The sequence below is a fragment of the Acinetobacter sp. BWR-L5 genome (assembly GCF_039655985.1).
GTDB lineage: Bacteria > Pseudomonadota > Gammaproteobacteria > Pseudomonadales > Moraxellaceae > Acinetobacter > Acinetobacter johnsonii.
In genome coordinates, this window is sequence record NZ_JAGFEV010000001.1 from 647,224 (window position 1) to 666,396 (window position 19,173).

At 43.4% G+C, this 19,173-nt stretch carries 16 protein-coding genes; 4 read left to right on the forward strand and 12 right to left on the reverse strand.

What is annotated here, in order from left to right:
• Positions 1-126 precede the first annotated feature (126 nt).
• Together JZ787_RS03175 and JZ787_RS03180 are read right to left on the reverse strand one after the other, a co-directional pair.
• Positions 127-912, reverse strand: a complete 786-nt coding sequence (locus JZ787_RS03175; protein WP_234962924.1) for a 3-hydroxybutyrate dehydrogenase — start codon at positions 910-912, stop codon at positions 127-129.
• A 37-nt stretch (positions 913-949) separates the two neighbouring features.
• Positions 950-2,374 carry a GntP family permease gene (locus JZ787_RS03180; protein WP_078426036.1) on the reverse strand — a complete coding sequence of 475 codons (1,425 nt, stop codon included), beginning with the start codon at positions 2,372-2,374 and terminating at the stop codon, positions 950-952.
• A 575-nt stretch (positions 2,375-2,949) separates the two neighbouring features.
• On the opposite strand from JZ787_RS03180, the gene JZ787_RS03185 reads away from it, so the two are divergent.
• The 4 genes from JZ787_RS03185 to JZ787_RS03200 all read left to right on the forward strand — a co-directional run bounded on the left by JZ787_RS03185 (position 2,950) and on the right by JZ787_RS03200 (position 6,064).
• Positions 2,950-3,831, forward strand: a complete 882-nt coding sequence (locus JZ787_RS03185) for a LysR family transcriptional regulator (RefSeq protein WP_218288130.1) — start codon at positions 2,950-2,952, stop codon at positions 3,829-3,831.
• Between the two features lie 237 nt (positions 3,832-4,068).
• Positions 4,069-4,773 (forward strand): CoA transferase subunit A, encoded by a 705-nt coding sequence (locus tag JZ787_RS03190; protein ID WP_346311633.1) that lies wholly within the window; start codon positions 4,069-4,071, stop codon positions 4,771-4,773.
• A gap of 2 nt (positions 4,774-4,775) precedes the next feature.
• On the forward strand, positions 4,776-5,423 hold the full coding sequence (locus tag JZ787_RS03195; RefSeq protein ID WP_346311634.1) for a CoA transferase subunit B: 648 nt from the start codon (positions 4,776-4,778) through the stop codon (positions 5,421-5,423).
• Between the two features lie 254 nt (positions 5,424-5,677).
• Positions 5,678-6,064, forward strand: coding sequence for a carboxymuconolactone decarboxylase family protein (locus tag JZ787_RS03200; protein WP_004981378.1), 387 nt, complete (start codon positions 5,678-5,680; stop codon positions 6,062-6,064).
• Between the two features lie 99 nt (positions 6,065-6,163).
• Here the strand turns inward: JZ787_RS03200 and JZ787_RS03205 are convergent, their stop codons facing one another.
• The 10 genes from JZ787_RS03205 to pcaD form a co-directional block, all read right to left on the reverse strand.
• Positions 6,164-8,290, reverse strand: coding sequence for a TonB-dependent receptor (locus JZ787_RS03205; RefSeq protein ID WP_346311687.1), 2,127 nt, complete (start codon positions 8,288-8,290; stop codon positions 6,164-6,166).
• 94 nt (positions 8,291-8,384) lie between these two features.
• Positions 8,385-10,808 carry a glucose/quinate/shikimate family membrane-bound PQQ-dependent dehydrogenase gene (locus JZ787_RS03210; protein ID WP_346311635.1) on the reverse strand — a complete coding sequence of 808 codons (2,424 nt, stop codon included), beginning with the start codon at positions 10,806-10,808 and terminating at the stop codon, positions 8,385-8,387.
• Positions 10,809-11,253: 445 nt separating this feature from the next.
• On the reverse strand, positions 11,254-12,576 hold the full coding sequence (locus JZ787_RS03215; protein WP_346311636.1) for a carbohydrate porin: 1,323 nt from the start codon (positions 12,574-12,576) through the stop codon (positions 11,254-11,256).
• Between the two features lie 60 nt (positions 12,577-12,636).
• Positions 12,637-14,097 (reverse strand): NosD domain-containing protein, encoded by a 1,461-nt coding sequence (locus JZ787_RS03220; RefSeq protein ID WP_346311637.1) that lies wholly within the window; start codon positions 14,095-14,097, stop codon positions 12,637-12,639.
• Between the two features lie 44 nt (positions 14,098-14,141).
• Complete coding sequence (gene aroD, locus JZ787_RS03225) at positions 14,142-14,996, reverse strand: type I 3-dehydroquinate dehydratase (protein ID WP_346311638.1); 855 nt, start codon at positions 14,994-14,996, stop codon at positions 14,142-14,144.
• A 149-nt stretch (positions 14,997-15,145) separates the two neighbouring features.
• Positions 15,146-15,775, reverse strand: coding sequence for a protocatechuate 3,4-dioxygenase subunit alpha (pcaG, locus tag JZ787_RS03230; protein ID WP_346311639.1), 630 nt, complete (start codon positions 15,773-15,775; stop codon positions 15,146-15,148).
• A 15-nt stretch (positions 15,776-15,790) separates the two neighbouring features.
• Positions 15,791-16,516 (reverse strand): protocatechuate 3,4-dioxygenase subunit beta, encoded by a 726-nt coding sequence (pcaH, locus tag JZ787_RS03235; protein WP_171533287.1) that lies wholly within the window; start codon positions 16,514-16,516, stop codon positions 15,791-15,793.
• Positions 16,517-16,542: 26 nt separating this feature from the next.
• The gene (gene pcaC, locus JZ787_RS03240) at positions 16,543-16,977 is read right to left on the reverse strand and encodes a 4-carboxymuconolactone decarboxylase (protein WP_004981395.1); all 435 of its coding nucleotides are present in this window, start codon (positions 16,975-16,977) and stop codon (positions 16,543-16,545) included.
• A gap of 14 nt (positions 16,978-16,991) precedes the next feature.
• A complete protein-coding gene (locus JZ787_RS03245) occupies positions 16,992-18,347 on the reverse strand; it encodes an MFS transporter (RefSeq protein WP_346311640.1) in 1,356 nt (451 codons plus the stop codon).
• 42 nt (positions 18,348-18,389) lie between these two features.
• The gene (gene pcaD, locus JZ787_RS03250) at positions 18,390-19,166 is read right to left on the reverse strand and encodes a 3-oxoadipate enol-lactonase (RefSeq protein ID WP_346311688.1); all 777 of its coding nucleotides are present in this window, start codon (positions 19,164-19,166) and stop codon (positions 18,390-18,392) included.
• Between the last annotated feature and the right edge of the window lie 7 nt (positions 19,167-19,173).

Here is a 19,173-nt window from a genome sequence, read left to right on the forward strand (position 1 = left end):
TACCGAGTCATTCACCAAGCTCACCACTTATTTAAACCTAGGTCTTTCTGCAAAACCTCTCTCTATAAGAAAGCCTCAGATGCGAACATCCGAGGCTTTCAATTTTTAAACGTGTGCTGAGCTAAGTTATTGCGCGGTATAACCACCATCCATCACCACGGCTTGACCCGTTACACCACCCGCCTTATCACTGGCAAGGAAGATTGCATAATCCGCAATTTCTTCTACACTGAGTAAGCGTTTTTGCGGCACCATCGCCAAAATCACATCTTCTAATGCACTTTGCTCACTGACATTTCGGGTTTTAGCCAAGTCATGAATTTGACCACGTACCAACGGCGTATCGACATAGCCGGGACACAGAGCATTTACGGTGATGCCATCTCGCGCGCATTCTAAAGCCGCAACTTTGGTCAAACCAATTACACCATGCTTAGCACTGTTGTAGCCAGCCTTGCCAGCAAATCCAATTAATCCATTAATCGAAGCCATATTAATCACGCGACCAAACTGCTGTGCTTTCATGATTGGAAATGCGTACTTAATGCCAATGAACGACCCCACCAACATGACATTTATCAGCTTTTGATAGACTGCGGTTGGAAAGTCTTCAATCACTGCAACATGCTGAAAACCCGCATTATTGATGAGAATGTCCAACCGACCATAGGTTTTCTGAGTCAGTTCAATCGCAGCTTTATACGCTTCTTCATCAGTCACATCGCAAGGCGCAGACAATGCTTCAAAGCCTTGCTTTTGAAGTGCCGCCACAGTTTCAGCACACTTCTGGGCATTCATATCAGAAATGACAACTTTTGCACCTTCACTGGCAAATTTCTTTGCAATTTCATGTCCAATACCACTGGCTGAACCAGTAATAAATGCCACTTTATCTTTTAACAGTTGACTCATGATGTACTCCGTTGTCTTCTTTTTTCATTCCAAAGTCTTAAACAATACCAAACCAAGTAAAGGCAGCAATAGCAACAAATACCGCGATGGTTTTAATAATCGTGATGGCAAAAATGTCTTTATACGATTGTTTATGGGTTAAACCTGTCACTGCAAGTAAGGTAATCACGGCGCCATTATGCGGTAAGGTATCCATACCGCCAGATGCCATCGCAACAATACGATGCATCACTTCAGGTGGAATTCCCATGGCTAGAATCGCAGCATTGTACTGATCCGCCATCGCACTTAAAGCGATACTCATACCGCCAGAGGCTGAACCTGTCACACCCGCCAAGACTGTCGTGGTGACTGCACCATTGACCAGTGGATTGGTAAAGGTATTGCCCAATGCATGACTAATAATCGCAAAGCCTGGTAAGGCCGCAATAATCGCACCAAAACCATATTCAGATGCGGTATTCATCACGGCAAGTAAAGACCCGCCAATACTGGCATTGACGCCATCTTTAAAGCCCGTATAGACACGACGGAAGTCAAATGAAATTGCCGCAATGATCCCCACAATTAAGGCCAAACCCACTGCCCAAATGGCAGAAGTTTTGGCAACATCGACGGTGTAAGCTGCAAGTCCAATGGCATTGAAATCAAAACCGTTTGGATACCATTCTTTAATTGCAGTGGATAAATACTTATTGGTCACAGCAACTAAAATAAGAGGTACAAAAGCCAACCATTGACGCGCGGTAGAACCATTTGATGTTGTATCTAAGTTTTGTTTAAGTTGTTGTTGCTCGGCTTCTGTCAGCTCAATACCTGTGGCATAACCATCGCCATTTCGAGCAGCTACACGGCGACGCCATTCCAAATAGCTCAGGCCCGTTGCTAGAACAAATACACCACCAATCAAACCAAGAAAAGGCGCTGCATAAATATCTGTACCAAAAAAGGTCGTCGGAATAACGTTTTGAATTTGCGGAGTTCCCGGCAAGGCATCCATGGTAAAGGTAAATGCACCAAGGGCAATGGTTCCCGGAATCAAACGCTTTGGAATGTTGGCTTGTCTAAAGAGTTGATTTGCAAATGGATAAACTGCAAAGACCACCACAAAGAGACTGACGCCGCTATAGGTTAAAATCGCCCCTAAAAGTACAACAGTTAACATCGCATTTTTAGAACCAATCAGGTTCACAATGGTTTTGGCAATGGATTCTGCAATCCCTGACATTTCAACCACTTTACCGAAAATGGCACCGAGTAAAAACACCAAGAAATAATCTTTAATAAACCCAACCATTTTGGGCATAAATACGCCTGAATAAAAAGGCAAAACGTTAGCGGGGTTAATCAGTAAAACCGCTAACAAGGCACAAATTGGTGCCATAAGAATGACAGAAAAACCCCTGTAGGCTGTATACATCAGTAGCCCAAGAGACAATAAAATTACACCCAAATCCCACATATTTTTTACTCCATCCTTAAAGAAAATATGTCTTGATGTGCTGTGATATTAATGGCGAATGATGTCAAATCTAGTTGAGTCACAGTGCAATCAGCCTGTGTAGAAAGACCGAATACGCATTCATAGACCGTCTATTTCCCTCATGACGAGATGTCTATTTGCACTCTGATCTATGTACTATATTTATCCATCAGAGCATTAATATTTCAGCTTATGGGTCAGACTATAATGCATATAAACCCATGCATTGTTTGAAAATAATCATTGAGTAAGAAGAAAAATTGATTAATATCCAAGCCCTAGTAAGACTGATAAAACTAATTGCATCAAGTTAAAGGTAAAATTTCACAATCGCACGAAATGACTATTTTTTATATTTTTCATTCAGTTAAAACATATTTTTACACACTATCATGCTCTTCGACTTATACTTCTTTGACGACTTGATAAAAATGACATCCACTTCCATCACTTGATCTGTTTTGACCGTCTGTTGTATTTTTTATGTAAACCATTTGAGAATAACACGTTCATTTTCATTCAACATCGTGTTGCATCATTGCTCAGGGAAGCTCATGACACTCAAACAATTAAAAGCCTTTTTGGTCCTTGCACGTACGCTTAATTATGCCAATGCAGCCAATGAGCTGTGTCTGAGCCAATCCGCTCTCAGCTTAAGCATTAAAACATTAGAAGAAGAACTCGGTGGAAAACTGTTTAAACGCAACACACGTCGGGTAGAAATCACCCTTGAAGGTCAGTCCCTCATTCCCTATGCCAAAAAGCTCTTGGCCAACTGGGAGGATATGGAAAAAGATGTCAAACAGCGCTTTAAACTCAACCGTGGCACTTTAAATATTGCCTCAATGCCCTTTGCAACCCATGCGGTACTCCCCGAAGTGATGCATGATTTTGCACAGCAGCATCCTAACATCAGTTTTTCAATCCATGACATCACCAATGAAAAAATCATTGAAAAGGTTCAAGAAGGCATTTTTGAGATTGGTATTTGTTTTGAACCCAAGGCCAATGACCAACTGATTTTTCAGCCTATATTCAATGAAGACTTTTTAGCTCTCTTGCCCAAACACCACGTCTTAGCCAAACAAAAAAGCGTGACATGGCTTGAACTCTGCTCTTGTCCTTTTGTGACCTTACAAAACCCCTCGATTATTCGCCATGTGATTGAGGAACATTGTGCTGCGCATCAAGTGGTGTTGGATTTAAAAGTCGAATGCCACCAAATCAGTTCGCTTTCACACTTCGTTGCCTATGGTATGGGCGTCAGTGCTATTCCACGACATTTCCAAAAATTCATCGACCTTGAAAAAAATGTGTTGGTTGAAATTGAGGACAACCAAGCGCAACTCGCGGTGGGCATTATTTATAAAAAAGATTATGAACTGTCTAACATGTCGTCTCAATTTATTGAAACCACACTTTGGCATCATTTCTAAGCTAAGTTCTCTCCCCTTCTCTGGACGAAACTGAAGCTAAACCTTGATAGCTCAGAATAAACCGTATGATTATTTGCATGGCTTTACCACATGCTTTGACTCTTCTTTTATTTATTTTTCTTCGTAAATATTCTGCATTAATGAGTTTTTCTTATTATACATTAGAAAGATTCAATTTCTAAAAAGTGCAGCGCAATGCTAAAAAAATAACAAGCAAGGAAGATCAGGAAATAAAAGATGAATAAAGTCGTCGCAAATGCAGCCGAAGCATTGGCTGATGTAGTTGCCAATAATCAAACTATTGCTGTGGGTGGTTTCGGCCTCTGTGGTATTCCAGAAGCATTAATTGATGCCTTAAAAGATACAGGTGTTACAGGTTTAACCTGTATTTCAAATAATGCGGGTGTAGATGGCTTTGGTTTAGGTAAATTATTAGAAACCAAACAAATTAAAAAAATGATTGCCTCTTATGTCGGTGAAAACAAAGAGTTTGAGCGTCAGTATCTCAATGGTGAACTTGAAGTTGAGCTCACTCCGCAAGGTACACTCGCAGAAAAACTACGTTCAGGTGGCGCAGGTATTCCTGCATTTTTCACCCAAACAGGTGTAGGCACCCTCATTGCCGAAGGCAAAGAAGTCCGCGACTTTGATGGTCGTCCGCATATTTTAGAAATGTCTCTCACTGCGGACGTTGCTTTAGTGAAAGCCTACAAAGCCGATAAAGCCGGTAACTTGGTATTCCGTAAAACAGCACGTAATTTTAACCCTGACTGTGCCATGGCAGGCAGATTCACCATTGCCGAAGTAGAACAGGTGGTTGAAATTGGTGAAATCGATCCAGATGACATCCATTTACCGGGTATCTACATTAACCGTGTGGTACTGAACGCCACCCCTACAAAGCAGATCGAACAACTGACCATTAAAGCAGAGGAAGCTTAATCATGGCTTGGACACGTAATGAAATGGCGCAGCGTGCTGCCCTTGAACTCGAAGATGGTTTTTATGTCAACTTAGGTATTGGCTTACCGACTTTAGTGGCCAATTATCTGCCAGAAGGGATCAATGTTTGGTTACAGTCAGAAAATGGCTTACTCGGCATTGATGAATTTCCAACCCGTGATGCAGTCGATGCAGACTTGATTAATGCAGGAAAACAGACCGTCACCGCACGTAAAGGGGCTGCATTTTTCTCAAGCTCAGAATCTTTTGCCATGATTCGGGGTGGACATGTCAATATTGCTATTTTAGGTGCAATGGAAGTCTCTGAAACAGGTGACTTGGCAAACTGGATGATTCCGGGTAAAAAAGTCAAAGGCATGGGCGGTGCAATGGACTTGGTTTCTGGTGTACAAAAAGTTGTGGTGCTCATGGAACACTGTGCCAAAGATGGCACGCCAAAAATTGTGCCTCAATGTACCCTACCACTCACGGGTAAAGCTGTCGTCAGCCGTATCATTACTGACTTAGGCGTGATGGATATCACTGCTGAAGGTATGAAACTGGTTGAACTGGCAAGCGATGTGAGCCTAGAACAAATCCAGAAAGCGACTGGATTAAAACTTATCATCAATGACTTTAAAGCCGCTTAAGTACAAAACAGCATCATTCAAAGCAGCTTCGGCTGCTTTGTTATTGGGCTCAATCAAAAAGATTTTCAGTTAGAAAAGGCTTCTTTATAGCCTTTAAATCAGACATAAAAACCATCATTACCTTGATCAAGAGTATTTCTATACTCCCAAATATATTGAATGATGACTCCCGCGCACATCTTTTTAACCCAAATAGCTGATGAAAAACCAAGCTGCTCGGCTACTATATTTGTATTCCACATTCAGAGGTTCCCATGTCACAACAAGATTATGAAAATGGTTTAAAAGTTCGCACAGAAGTCATGGGCGAATCTTTTGTTAAACGTGCTCAAGACAATACTGTACCTTTCACCCAACCTTTGCAGGACTGGATTAATGAACATGCTTGGGGCTCAACATGGCAACGTGAAGGTGTTTTACCACGTAAATATCGCTCTTTAATTACCATTGCATTTTTGACGGCACAAAAGAGTCCAACGGAACTGAAAGGCCATGTTCGTGGTGCGTTGAATAACGGTGCAACGGTTGAAGAAATTCAAGAAGTCCTTTTGCACAGTTTGCCTTATTGCGGCGCACCTGCGACTCAAGAGGCGTTCCGTGCTGCACTGGAAGTGATTCAGGAATATCAAAGCAATTCATAAATAGATTAAGCGCCCATACAAAAGCGTCTTTTGCAGTCGTATGGCGCGATTCATCTGGTTTGGCTAAGCAGCACTATTTGCCTAGCCAAACCATTTCAATTAGAAGGCTTTGGTTACACTCATGCCAACGCTAAAGTTTCGACCATCGGCAGGTTCAAAGAAGCGACTATTGCTGTCGTTCACAATCACTGAGCCAACATAGTTACGGTCAAACAGGTTATCGACTCGGGCATAGCTGTTTACTTTCCAGTCACGGTTTACCCATAAATAGCCGACATTTGCAGCCAGGACGGTATAACTTGGCGCAGTATCTGAGTTGATATCATCGACATAAATTTTATCCATATAGCGTGCTTCTAAGCCTGCTTGGAAACCCTGTTCAGGTTGCCATGCAATACGAGTAAACACTTGATTTTTGGCAATTCCAGGAATCTTATTTCCTTTATCAATTGCTTTTGCATATGGAGTAGTTGGATTATTTGGATTCGCTATTTCTGCTGTATGACTATCAAATTCAGCATCGATATAACTGAAACTAGATTGAATGTTGAGCTTTTTCCAAATCGTTTGTTGCCATGAAAGCTCTAAACCTTGTCGCGTGGTTTGATCTGCATTACGAAAAGTCGCACGACCATCACGTGTTCCCGCTGTCACTATATCGTTTTCTGTATCTGTCTGGAAAACAGCAAAAGTGAGGAGCCCGAATGGATTCTGCGACTTTAGACCCAGCTCATAGTTATCACTACTTGCTGCTTTTAAGGCAAAATTCATACCCGATTTCGTAGGATCAGTGTTATAAGCCATTTCGGTAAAGGTTGGCGTTTCAAAGCCTTTGCCATAACTGGCATAGGCATAAAGTTCAGGTAAAATTTCCCAGCCTAAAGCCACAGAAGGCAATAATTTCTGATAATCCGTTGAGCCACTGTCATCACCATTTTTATCAATGATGTAATGATCATCTGACTCATAATGCACATTGCTATAGCGTAAGCCTGTATCAAGATGCCACTTGGGTAAGAACTGCCATGAGGCTTGTACATATGGATCTAAATTCCACAGGGTATTATTTTCATTACGGCGTAAATCACCTTTCACGCCAAATGTACCTGCATGATTATAATTATTATAGCCTTTACGATCTTCGACCATCCGGTCTAAAGCCACGCCTGCAACCAAGGTTGTATTCGGTAAAAGCGCTTTACCCGTCCAACGGAAGTCCGCACCATAATAATCCCGATCAAAATCAATCACGCCACCTGCATGGCGAGCATTGGCTTGTGGCCCCTTTGGAATCGACTGATATTGTACGACTTGTCGGTTGCCCAAATAGAACATGCTATATAGCTCTTGTTGATCATTCAGCGGCTTAGTCCAGGTCAGTCCTGTTTGGGTTTGTTCAATTTCTTTACGCACATTATAGATATTGTTGCTGTCATTCACTTGTTTCGGATTAGCTTTCCACTGCTCACGACTAAGGCCTTGTGGATCGTCAGCATCAATATCGACACGGTTCATTACCCAGTTGATTTTACTGCCATCCTCTAAGTTCCACGTCAGTTTGGCATTATTCAATACTTTTTGTGCTGCACTATGGTCTCGAAAACCATCGGTATCAAAATAAGAAGAACTAATCACATAAGCGGGTTGATTGGCCTGTTCAGAACCCCCTTGTAATTGGATATTGGCTTGTTGCTTATGGTGGCTGCCTGCATTGAGTCCTACTTGAATTGAGTCTTTCCCTTGTCCTTCTTTGCTCTCAGCTAAAATGGTTCCCCCTGATGAGTTACCATATAAAGATGAAAATGGCCCTGTCAGTACTTCGATGTGATCTAAACTATTGAGGTCAATATTGGAACTTTGCCCTTGACCATCAGGCATGGTCGCAGGAATACCATCGACATACATCCGAATGCCACGCACGCCAAAAGTCGAACGAGCGCCAAAGCCACGCATCGAAATCTGTAAGTCTTGTGCATAGTTTTCACGGTTATTAATTTGTAAGCCTGCAACCCCTTGTAAGACTTCGGATAGGTTCACATTGGCATTGTTTTGTACTGTAGCTGCTTGGACTTTTTGAATGGATGCAGAAGTCGATAACAACTCGCTATCGGTATGTACCGCTTGGACAGTGATCACAGGAAGTTGATATTCTGTCGTTTCTGCATAAGCATGCATAGATTGTAAAATAACCGCAGTCAATAAGGCTTGTTTAAAAGGCGCAGGCATCAAATAAGTTAATCGCACAATATTTCCTTGCTTGTTATTACCATAAAAATGGGAAGCCTATCATCTCGACAGGCTTCCCATACAATAAAACGTTTTAATCGGCTAAGCTATACGCAACCACATAATCACCATGATCAGGCGACTGACGTGCCCCACCTGCGGAAATGACTACATATTGTTTGCCTGTTTTTGGAGAAATGTAGCTCATCGGTGTACCTTGGCTACCTACGGGTAAACGCGCTTTCCATAACTCTTCACCATTAGATGAATTGAAAGCACGTAAGTAGAAGTCTTGTGTTGCAGCAAAGAACACTAAACCACCTTGAGTCGCCATTGGGCCACCAATAGTTGGCATACCAATCGGCGCTTTTAAGCCCATTTTAATACCCATTGGACCAGTATCTTCAACCGTACCTAAAGGCACCTGCCAAGCCACTTGACGGGTTTTCATATCAATCGCCGTCATGGTTCCGAAAGGTGGTTTTTGGCATGGAATGCCCAATACCGACATAAAGCGGTTTTTATTCACTTTATACGGTGTACCTTTCATTGGCACTGCGCCCATACCTGTGTTGACCTTCTCTCCACCACTGGCTTCAAGTTTTAAATCTTCAGGCGTTTGTTTAATCAGCTGAATCCACAGACCTAGGCGCATGTCGTTGACAAACATATAACGATGCGTTGGGTCAAATGCGATACTGCCCCAATTCATCCCACCCAGCGAACCAGGAAAACTCAAAGATATATCAGAACCCGGTGCTGTAAATAGACCATCATAACGCATGGATTTAAAGTTAATACGACACATCAACTGGTCAAATGGCGTTGCGCCCCACATGTCCGATTCAGTCAAAGTTTGATTGCCAATCTGTGGCATTTCAACTGAACGTGGCTGAGTTGCGCTGTATTGCTCATCAGGAATATCTGCAGCTTTTACAGGCTGTTCAATGACTTTGGTTAAAGGCTTACCTGTCACACGATCGAGTACAAAGAACTGCCCTGACTTTGTGCCAATGACAACAGCAGGTTTGGTTTGCCCATTTTGCATCGGAAAATCGACCAAGCTTGGCTGCATGGGTAAATCGAAGTCCCAGAGGTCATTGTGAACGGTTTGATAAACCCACTTCTCTTGACCTGTGGTTGCATCCAAAGCCAAAACGGAAGAATTGTACTTATGATCGACAGGTTGACGGTTTCCGCCCCAAACATCGACTGACGAACTGCCCATCGGTAAGAACACCGTGTTCATTTGTGGGTCATAGGACATTGCCGCCCAAGAGTTAGCTGAACTACGTTTATAGATTTCACCCGGTTTGAGGACATAGTTTGGATTTGGGTTACGTGGATCAAAAGCCCAGCGTAGCTGTCCAGTAATCACGTCATAGGCACGAATCACACCACCCGGCATATCGGCTGCAAAGTTGTCAGCAATACGACTCCCGACAATGATGCTGGTGCCTGCAATGGTTGGCGCCGAGGTCACTTCAAAACGAGGCGCTTGCGTGCCCGCACCTAGACCCTCCAGTAAGTTCACCGTTCCATCGACACCAAAGTCTTTACAGCGTTCGCCTGTATCGGCATTGACTGCAATTAAACGACCGTCAGGTGTATTGGTATAAACACGACGTGGACATGCGGTACTGTTTGCCACCGCTGTCACCGCACTTGCACCTGCTAAAGTCGGTTGTACCAAGGCTTGAGTCGAGTCAAAGTAACCCACACCACGGCAACGCTCCCAAGCATCGGCTTTTGAGTTCACTTCAGCTTTCCAGATTTGTTTACCTGTGTCCGCATCTAAAGCAATGATATTGTTATGCGGTGTACATAAAAAGACTTTATCACCGACCTGTAAAGGCGTGAGCTGGTCTTCTGCGCCATTACCCGTACCTGTAGTCATATCGCCTGTTTGAAAGCGCCATGCTTCCTTTAACTTAGATACATTATTTCGGTTAATTTGATCCAACGCAGCAAAACGACTCCCACCGGCATCATTACCATAATGTGACCAATTCACTTGTTGAGTTTGAGCCGTTACAGGTACTAAGGGTAGCTCTTCACCACTGGCTTTGACTGTAGGATGTGGAATAAACATGCCATATAAACCACCGAGCATACCTAACACTGTCAAACCACCTAAAGCATAAGCGGGTGCCGAAGGCGCAATTTGAAATTGGTACTTACGAATAGCAGGTAAGGTAAAACACAGTGCGGCAAATAAACCCGCAGGGAACATTAAACGTGAATGCAGTGCCCAAAAATCCCAACCTGCATCAAACAGTGCCCAAACCACAGTTCCAAGAAAAACCAGTGCAAAGATCCAGACACCCAATGCTTTTTTTCTAAAAATAAATATTGCGGAAATGGTGGTCAATAAACCTGCTATGAGGAAGTACCATGAACCACCTAGACTAATCAGTTTTCCACCACCGATTAAATAAAATAAGCCAGTCAGCAATAAAGCTAAGCCTAATATAAAGCACCATATTTTAAATATGGGTTGAGATTGTGCTTCGGACATACTTTTTACTCCAAATGCTGTGTTTTAAATGATCTCAGCTACTTTGTTTTGAGCATCATTCACACCACATCCAAACTTTGAGCATCCACAATTAACTTGCTTCAACAATGAAAAAAGAGTGTTTAGGGGCTGTTGATATTTCATAAATGGCTTGCGTTGTAGGCTAAAATTGAGCAGGCAAGGCATGGAGCGATGACAATAGTGGGACTATTTTCAAGTTTCATAACGATGTCTGTGAAGATTTTAGCCACAACCTTTTAGGACTAGAGTATTTTTTGATGCTACGTTGTTGCGAACCACTTATTTAGAATGACTAAATTGCGTATTTCGCGCCTAGTATCATCTAAAAAATAATCGCTGTCGCAAGCATAGATGAAGTGTCAACAGCCCCTGGCTCAGCAACAGTATTGCTTACATTTTAAACACTCTTTTACTTTAAATACGATTAAAAATTCACCTTGACGCTAAGACCCGCCACCCAAGCATCATCCACTTCTTTTACGCCAGAAGGTTGATAGATATATTGTAGGTTGGGTCTGAGCATCACCGCAGGTGACCACTGATAGGTATAGTTCAACTCAACATTGAGTTCGTCATGTTGAATTGGGACATAATCGCTGGCAAGCGCGTCATAACTGTAATAACCACGACCTTCGTTAGTGGCGATTTGCTTATCCGTCACACGGTCATTCACCACATAGTTGGCCAAACCAAAACCAATAGAATCATTTGGACGGCTATCAAAAGGGCCTTTGTACCAAAGTGCCAGTTGTTGTGTACTTTCTACAGCGGTCGTGTCTCGGTCATTGATGACCCCATTGAAACTGATATATAAACCGCGCTTCGGATCAGCCCCGTGTTGAGTCAGTTGTTGTTGAGCATTCAACCAAAAACTATATTTACCATCGTGGATTTCTCCTGATGTACCCACATCTTTAGCTTCTGCTGTGGAATACAGTGCACCGAGTTTATATTCACCCGGTAAGCCATTAAATGTGGCAAGTTTTGGTTTCCACGCCAGTTCAACTGGAATGGTCGCCCCTTCGACATTGTCCATATCGAGGTTAAAGCCATCACTGTCTGAGTCTGTTTTGACATTGTCTGGGTTGACTTCATAGACGCCAGCGCCAAGTGACCAGTCTGGTGCAAATTGGTATTTAACATTGGTGCCCCATAAGCTGACAGGCCAGTTATACCAAATCGAACCGATGGACTTACCTAACTGCCCACCACACAAAAGTAAGTTCTGAAACTCACATTGCGAGCTGTTAAAGTCATCAGACATGCCCATACGACCAATTTTGAATTGGACACGGTTGTCGTCAAATCCTGTTTTGATCCAAGCCTGAGTTAAGCGCCAAATTTTGCCACGACCATAAATTTCTTGGCTGTTGCCCAAGGTACTGGCACGAGGGTCTTTAATTCGTTCAAGCGTTAGGGCGTTACCATCACGTTTGGTAATCATTAAGCCGGCTGTGGTATTTTCCCAACCTGCAATTTTATTTAAATCAAAATTAGCACCCAGTGTGAGCTGCGCGGCATTGTCAAAACTTCTGTCATCGTTATAACCACCCGCCAAATTGGTCGCTGCTTGGCTCATAATCGAAGCTGTAAATTTATAGCCTTGATCTTCCAGTAGCTTCCGCTCACCATTCCAATCACCGAATAACCATTGACGGTCTGCTGAATAAAATTCATTGGCTGAAGCCAATTGGCAACCAAATAATGCCAATGAAAGTGTGCCGATTCTTAATAATCGTTGTTGCATACCAAACATCCTTTTTAGTGAGGAAAGCTCAACTCAGGTGAGCTTTCCATGCGGTTTTTATTATTTAATGCGAACGGCTGGACTCAATTCAGAAGTTGCACCCAAATGGTCGGTCACATTCGCCGTCACACTTGCAGCACTATTCAATGCTTTCCACGTTGCTTGACCTTGACCTTGAGCATTCGTCGTCACAACTTGAGTCCCTAAATACTGCTCTGCTTCTTGACTCTTCGCTTGACGATTCGCAAAGAACTCAACCTGATAGCGTTGATTTGGTTGCGCTTGCACTTCTGCTGTGACTTGACCTTTGCTATAAATTAAACGCGGTGCTTGGATGTTTTGGTTTGGCATCGCATTACAGCCCTGCTCATTTGGCTGTGTACAGGTTTTTTGCAGTTTCGCTGCTTCAATCACCACGCCACCACCACGAGAACCGACAAAACCTGCATGTTCAAGTGCTGGCACAGCAAATACAATGGCACCTAAACGTTGGTTGGGTACACATGAACCGCCTGCTTCACAACGCTTAATGTCTTTACCATTATCCCAAATCGAGTTTTTGGTTAAGGTGGTGCGTGCATTGGCATCTTTTTCAGAACGTACAGCAATCCCTAAACGGTTACCATGAACTTTATTGCTGTCAAAGATGTTGCCATCACCCGTGAGGTTAAAGCCAATTGAGTTATTGGTCAGTTCGTTATAAGCGATGTAATTGCGCTTACCCCAGTTAATTTGCAAACCATCAGAGTAGTTTTCAAATTTGTTCCCCACCACCGCATTGTCATTACCCCACAGGATTTCAATCCCTTGCGACGGCTCTGGATTGGCTTTGGTTGAAGTAAATAGATTGTTGGCCACAAGGTTAAATGCCGCGCCACGGGTAAGCTCAAGACCATCGCCATTATCTACAAACACGTTGTTCAAGACTTTGTTGTTATTGGTGGTGGTCGAAGTCGGATTACCCTTACCGTCATCACCCGTCAACATCACGCCTGAACCACCGTAGTTATTACTGATACGGTTATGTTGAATCAAGTTATTGCTTGAGCGGTTCACCAATACACCAATACAAAAACGATGAATATCGAGACCTTTTAAGGTCACGCCATTCACATCTTGCAGAACTAAACCCGGTAAAGTCGTGGTACGGACATTGGTGCCATACTGTTCAGGATTTGCCCCCGGGCAGGCTTTCGCGCCTTCACCTTTAATATAGTTTGAACCATCAATCGCAATAAACTCGCCTGTTTTGTCCCATTGCGTCCCAATGATCTTCACTGAAGACTTAATTGGCGGTAAAGCTTGATTCAGTTTAATTACATAGGGTGCTTGTCCTACAGCTTGGATTTGAATTTTATTTTCTTGTGTCGCATTGGCATTCGATTGTTCAATCGCCCAACGCAGTGAACCTTTTGCAGTATCGTCCTGATAACGATCCACAATATAAGTTTCTGCACTGGCAAAACCTGATGCCGCTAAACTCAAAACCAATGTGGTCAAACGTAAAGTTGATGGTTTCATATTTTAAATCCTTTTCTATCCTTGAAGATGAATAACACAGTGCATTAAGGCGTCGGTTGTACTGTTTTCAGCAACAGTTTGAGTTGAGTTACATCAATTTGACCCGGTGCAGAGGCTTCACCAATCATGCCAAAACTTAGGCTGCCACCCATATTGGCAGTTGCCACACGTGAAATCGTGCCCAACTGTCCCATCGACATGGTTAGCAGTGGTTTTTGACTTTTTTGACTCACAGCCAACGTGGCATTCATGAGGGTAAAGACATCTTGTTTTGACTTTGGCATCACCGCAATTTTTAGAATGTCAGCACCCATCTGATCTTGTTTTAGCAGGCGGTTTTCAATGTCTTGTTGCTCAGGTGTTTTGGCAAAATCATGATTTGACATGATCACCAACACTTTCTTGTCATGTGCCAATTTGGTTAATTTCGCTACACTGCCAGCATCGCGGAACATTTCGATATCCAGCAATTGCATAAATGGTTTTTTCAGGTATTCACGATAAATCTTTTCATAGTCTTGGTCAGATACCGTCATTTTTCCGCCTTCGTTATGGGTACGAATGGTCGCAATCAACGGTTTATCTTTTAAAATTTGATTCAGCTGCTGACCCAGTGCAATCACTTTTTTAGTGTCGGCAGAAAATTCCAATAAGTCGATACGAAACTCAGCTACATCAGCGTTTGGATTACTGGCAATCACTTTTGCTTGAGCAAGTGCTTGTTCAGCCGTTTTTGCAGTAATGGGTACAATAGTTTTGACAGGTAAGTCACCAATATTGAGGTTTTTCACCATATAGTGTTGTGTCGTAGGAGCAACTTCCGCTGCAAATGCTGGCATTGCTGCGATAACAGCACTGCTTAAGCAGAGTTGCATTGCTAATTTTTTGATTGTCATCATTACATTTCCTTGTATTTTCAAACTATTGCTTGACTTTTATCATCAGCCGCAAACATACGTGGGATGGATGAAATGGGTCATACCATCACCACGTATAAACTTTTATCTATCGAGCCAGTGCAAAGTGTTCTGCACTGAACTGAATCAACTTAGATATCTAAAAAGACCGTTTCGTCTTCACCTTGAATACGAATATCAAAGCGATACACCACTTCACCATCACGCTCTTCACGTTTTGCAATGAGGGTTTGACGACGTGGCGCCCATTCAATCCCTTTAAGTACAGGATCTTGTGCATTGGCTTCAGCTTCATCTTCAAAATACACACGGGTATTCAAGCCAATGTTGATACCGCGTGCGAAAATGATCAGTGCAATATGTGGCGCTTGAATACTGCCTTTACGGCCTGGAACTGCGCCCGGTTTGATGGTATCGAAGCTCCAGAAACCTGTATCGAAATCTGCACCCGTACGTCCCCAACCAAGAAAGTTTGGATCAGCTTGTTTACCTTGGCTATCTGCAGCACTTGGGTATACACCATTCGCATCGGCCTGCCAAATCTCAATCAGTACATCACGTAGTGGTAAGCCTAAGCCATCAAACACTTGACCTTCCAAGCGAATACGCTCGCCCAAAGTGTTTTCTTTCACCAATTGGTTGTTGAAGTTGTTTTCAAAGACTTCGATGTTGGCTTGTTTTGGTAACAAACCAATGTGTACATATGGTCCACCTGTTTGAGATGGAGTTTCATGCAATTCTTGAAAGTTCCAATTGTTCATGTTGTTCTCCCTGAATTAAGTCAAATCATTTTCGAAATAAGTCGCACGACGACCACGTAAAGTGATGTCAAAGCGATAACAACGGCTGTCTGCTTCAATGAAGTTGCTCTTATCTTCTAAAGCAATCAGCGCACGACGTTGTTCTTCCGAAGGAATGGTTTTAATAATTGGACACGAATCAATTAGCGTATCGCCTTCAAAGTAGAACTGAGAAATAAGACGTTGTGCCCAACCATCAGCAATCAAAGAGAAATGGATATGCGCAGGACGCCATTCATTAATACGGTTACGCCAAGGATACGGACCCGGCTTAATGGTACGGAATACAAAATAGCCATTGGCATCGGTCATCATGCGACCACAGCCGCCAAAGTTTGGGTCCATCGCACCAATAAACTGATCATTTGGATGACGATAACGACCAGAAGCATTGGCTTGCCACACTTCGAGCAAAGCATTTTTGACTGGACGACCGAACTGATCACGAACATAGCCATGCACGATAATGCGCTCGCCAATCGGTAAACCTTCTTTGGCATAGTTCAAAATCAAATCGTTATCTTTAGGTCCAAACTGCTCCGCACTAAACTGTGGTGAAGTCACTTCAGTTAAAGTTTCTGCAATCGAAATCAAAGCATTTTTTGGCGAGCGTAATACACTGGTTTTATAGCCGGGTGCATATGCTGGCGGATGATCTTCGGTATTACGTTGTGCATAAGCACCTAAAATAAGTTGCGACATGTGACGTCCCTCTTAATCTTGTTCCATTACTCTTGATTCGTTTGTTCTTGGCTAAGTTGCTGTTCGCTCAGTTTTTGCGGGGCAATGCCCAAATCTGCAAAAACTTCTTCTGCCATGTGCATAGCTGCATTGGCTGCGGGTAAACCTGCATACAGTGAACAGTGCAAAATCAACTCTTTTAAATCGTCTTTGGTCACACCATTGTTAAAACAAGCACGTAAATGCATACGCAGTTCATCTTCACGGCCCAATGCCAATAACACGGCAATGGTGACTAAGCTACGGGTGTGGCGCGGCATGCCCGGTCTAGACCAGACTTCGCCCCACGCAAAACGGCTAATAAAATTTTGAAAGTCGGCATTGAAATCATTCAAGTTCTCAAGTGAACGACCGACATGCTTTTCACCCAGCACTTCAGTGCGTACGGTGATTCCTTGTTCATAACGTTGTTCATCATTCATGGGAGAAACCTCAATTAGGTCGCATCGGTATGTGCGACCAGTGATTTAACAAAAATAGCGACTGCTGCTGCTGTTGCTGGAATTAACAACAGACTTAAAATGGCGGTAAATGACCAATCATTGCCCAGTAAAACTGCGCCGATCCATGCACCAAATACCGCACCGAAACGACCAATTCCAGACATCCATGCCACACCTGTTGCACGGCATTGCGTCGGGTAAAAACGAGCACTCAGCGCTGGCATAGCCGACTGCGCACCATTAATTGCAACACCAGCGCAAAGCACTAAAATGGCAAGTAAGGTTGGATTTGCTAAGCTCTGACCCACAGCAAAGGCAAAGATCCCAGCGACAAAGTAGAAGCCTGCAATAATGCGGTTCGGATTGAAACGGTCCATTGCCCAGCCAATAAATAAAGCACTGAGGACACCGCCAAACTGGAATAAACCACCGATAAATGCAGCACGTTCCATAGTTGCGCCAGTTTCACGCATTAAGGTTGGTAACCAACTGGTGAGTAGATAAATCATGACCAGACCCATGAAATAGGTCAGCCACAATAAAACCGTACCTTTGACATATTTCTGAGAGAACAGCATGCCAAACACACCTTTCTTCTCTGCACCTTCAGTTTTTTCTTCGGGTACATGAAACTCAGTAACACCCTGTACTTGCGTCGGTGCAATACGCGTTAGAATTTTGCGGACTTTTTCGGGGTCACGGCCTTTCACAATCAAGAAACGATAGGATTCTGGCAGGAAGAAAATCACCAAGATCATCAAGATCAGTGGCGACCAACCGCCCAGTAAAAATAAGCTGTACCAACCAAAGGTTGGGATCAACCAACTACTGATGAAACCACCTGTCGCCATCCCCAAGTTGTATCCACAAAACATACAAGTCACGAGTAACGAGCGTGAGCGCTGCGGGCAATATTCAGAAAATAGTGTGGTTGCATTCGGCATCGCAGCACCCAAACCAATACCGGTTAAAAAGCGCAGGACCACCAAGGTATTTAAATCAGCTGCATATGCCGATGCTAAAGTAAAGCCACCAAAAATCAGCATCGAAACACTTAAAACAATCTTTCGCCCAAAGCGGTCAGCGGTTGGACCAGACACCAAAGCACCAATAATCATGCCGCCTAAAGCCGCACTCATGACTGGACCTAGTTGCGAGCGGTCTATTCCCCAGTCTTGTGCCAAGGCTGGAGCAATAAAACCCATTGCCGCAGTATCAATACCATCAACAAAAACAATGAGAAAACATACAATTGCGATCAACCACTGATATTTGCTAATCGGTGCATCATTAATCAGTGCTTGTGCGTCTATACTCGTTTTTTGAGTAGCGTATTCCTGAGACGCCATACCTGCCTCCTTGGGCTGAAAGTCCTTTTAAAAATCCTTAAACTATTGAAGCGATCCAATAAACTGACTGAGGGTTTGGTTAAACAGCTCAGGTTGCTCAATATTGGAAAGATGCGATGCATCAATCACCGCGAGTTCACTCTTTTGAATCTGTTGTTGCATAAAGACGCCATCTGCCACTGTCGTGACAGGGTCAAATGAGCCTGCAATCACTAAAGTTGGAATCTGAATCTGTTGAATTTGAGTAGATAGGTCTGCTTGCGCGAGCGCTCGGCAAGATTCTGCATAGCCCAGTGCTGGCGTAGTCGCTAAAGATTGAATGGTGCGCTGCGCCAAAGCATCGTGTTGATAATCAAACTGCTCACTAAACCAGCGTGTATGCGTAGTCGCGACCAAATCCGCTAAGCCATTGGCTGCCACAGCATCTGCACGCGCATTCCAACCTTCTTCAGTCCAAATTTTGGCTGCTGAGTTCGCCACGGTAATGCTATGAAAACGATCTGCATGGTGAATACCGAGCCACAAAGCCGTCATGCCGCCCATTGAAATCCCGCAAAAATGCGCTTTTTCAATGTTTAAACCGTTCAGAATATCAATCACATCTTCTGCAAGATTTTGTACAGTGGTCTGCTCAATCACATCGCTATGACCATGACCACGCGTGTCATAAGTCACCACTTTGAACTGCTGTTCAAAGGCCGCAACTTGCGGCTGCCACATGCCTTTATCTGTACCCAATGAGTTTGAAAATACAATCACAGGTGCATGGTCTTGCCCACTGATTGCAACAGATAAAGTCTTGCCTTGACGATTGGTCATCGTGATA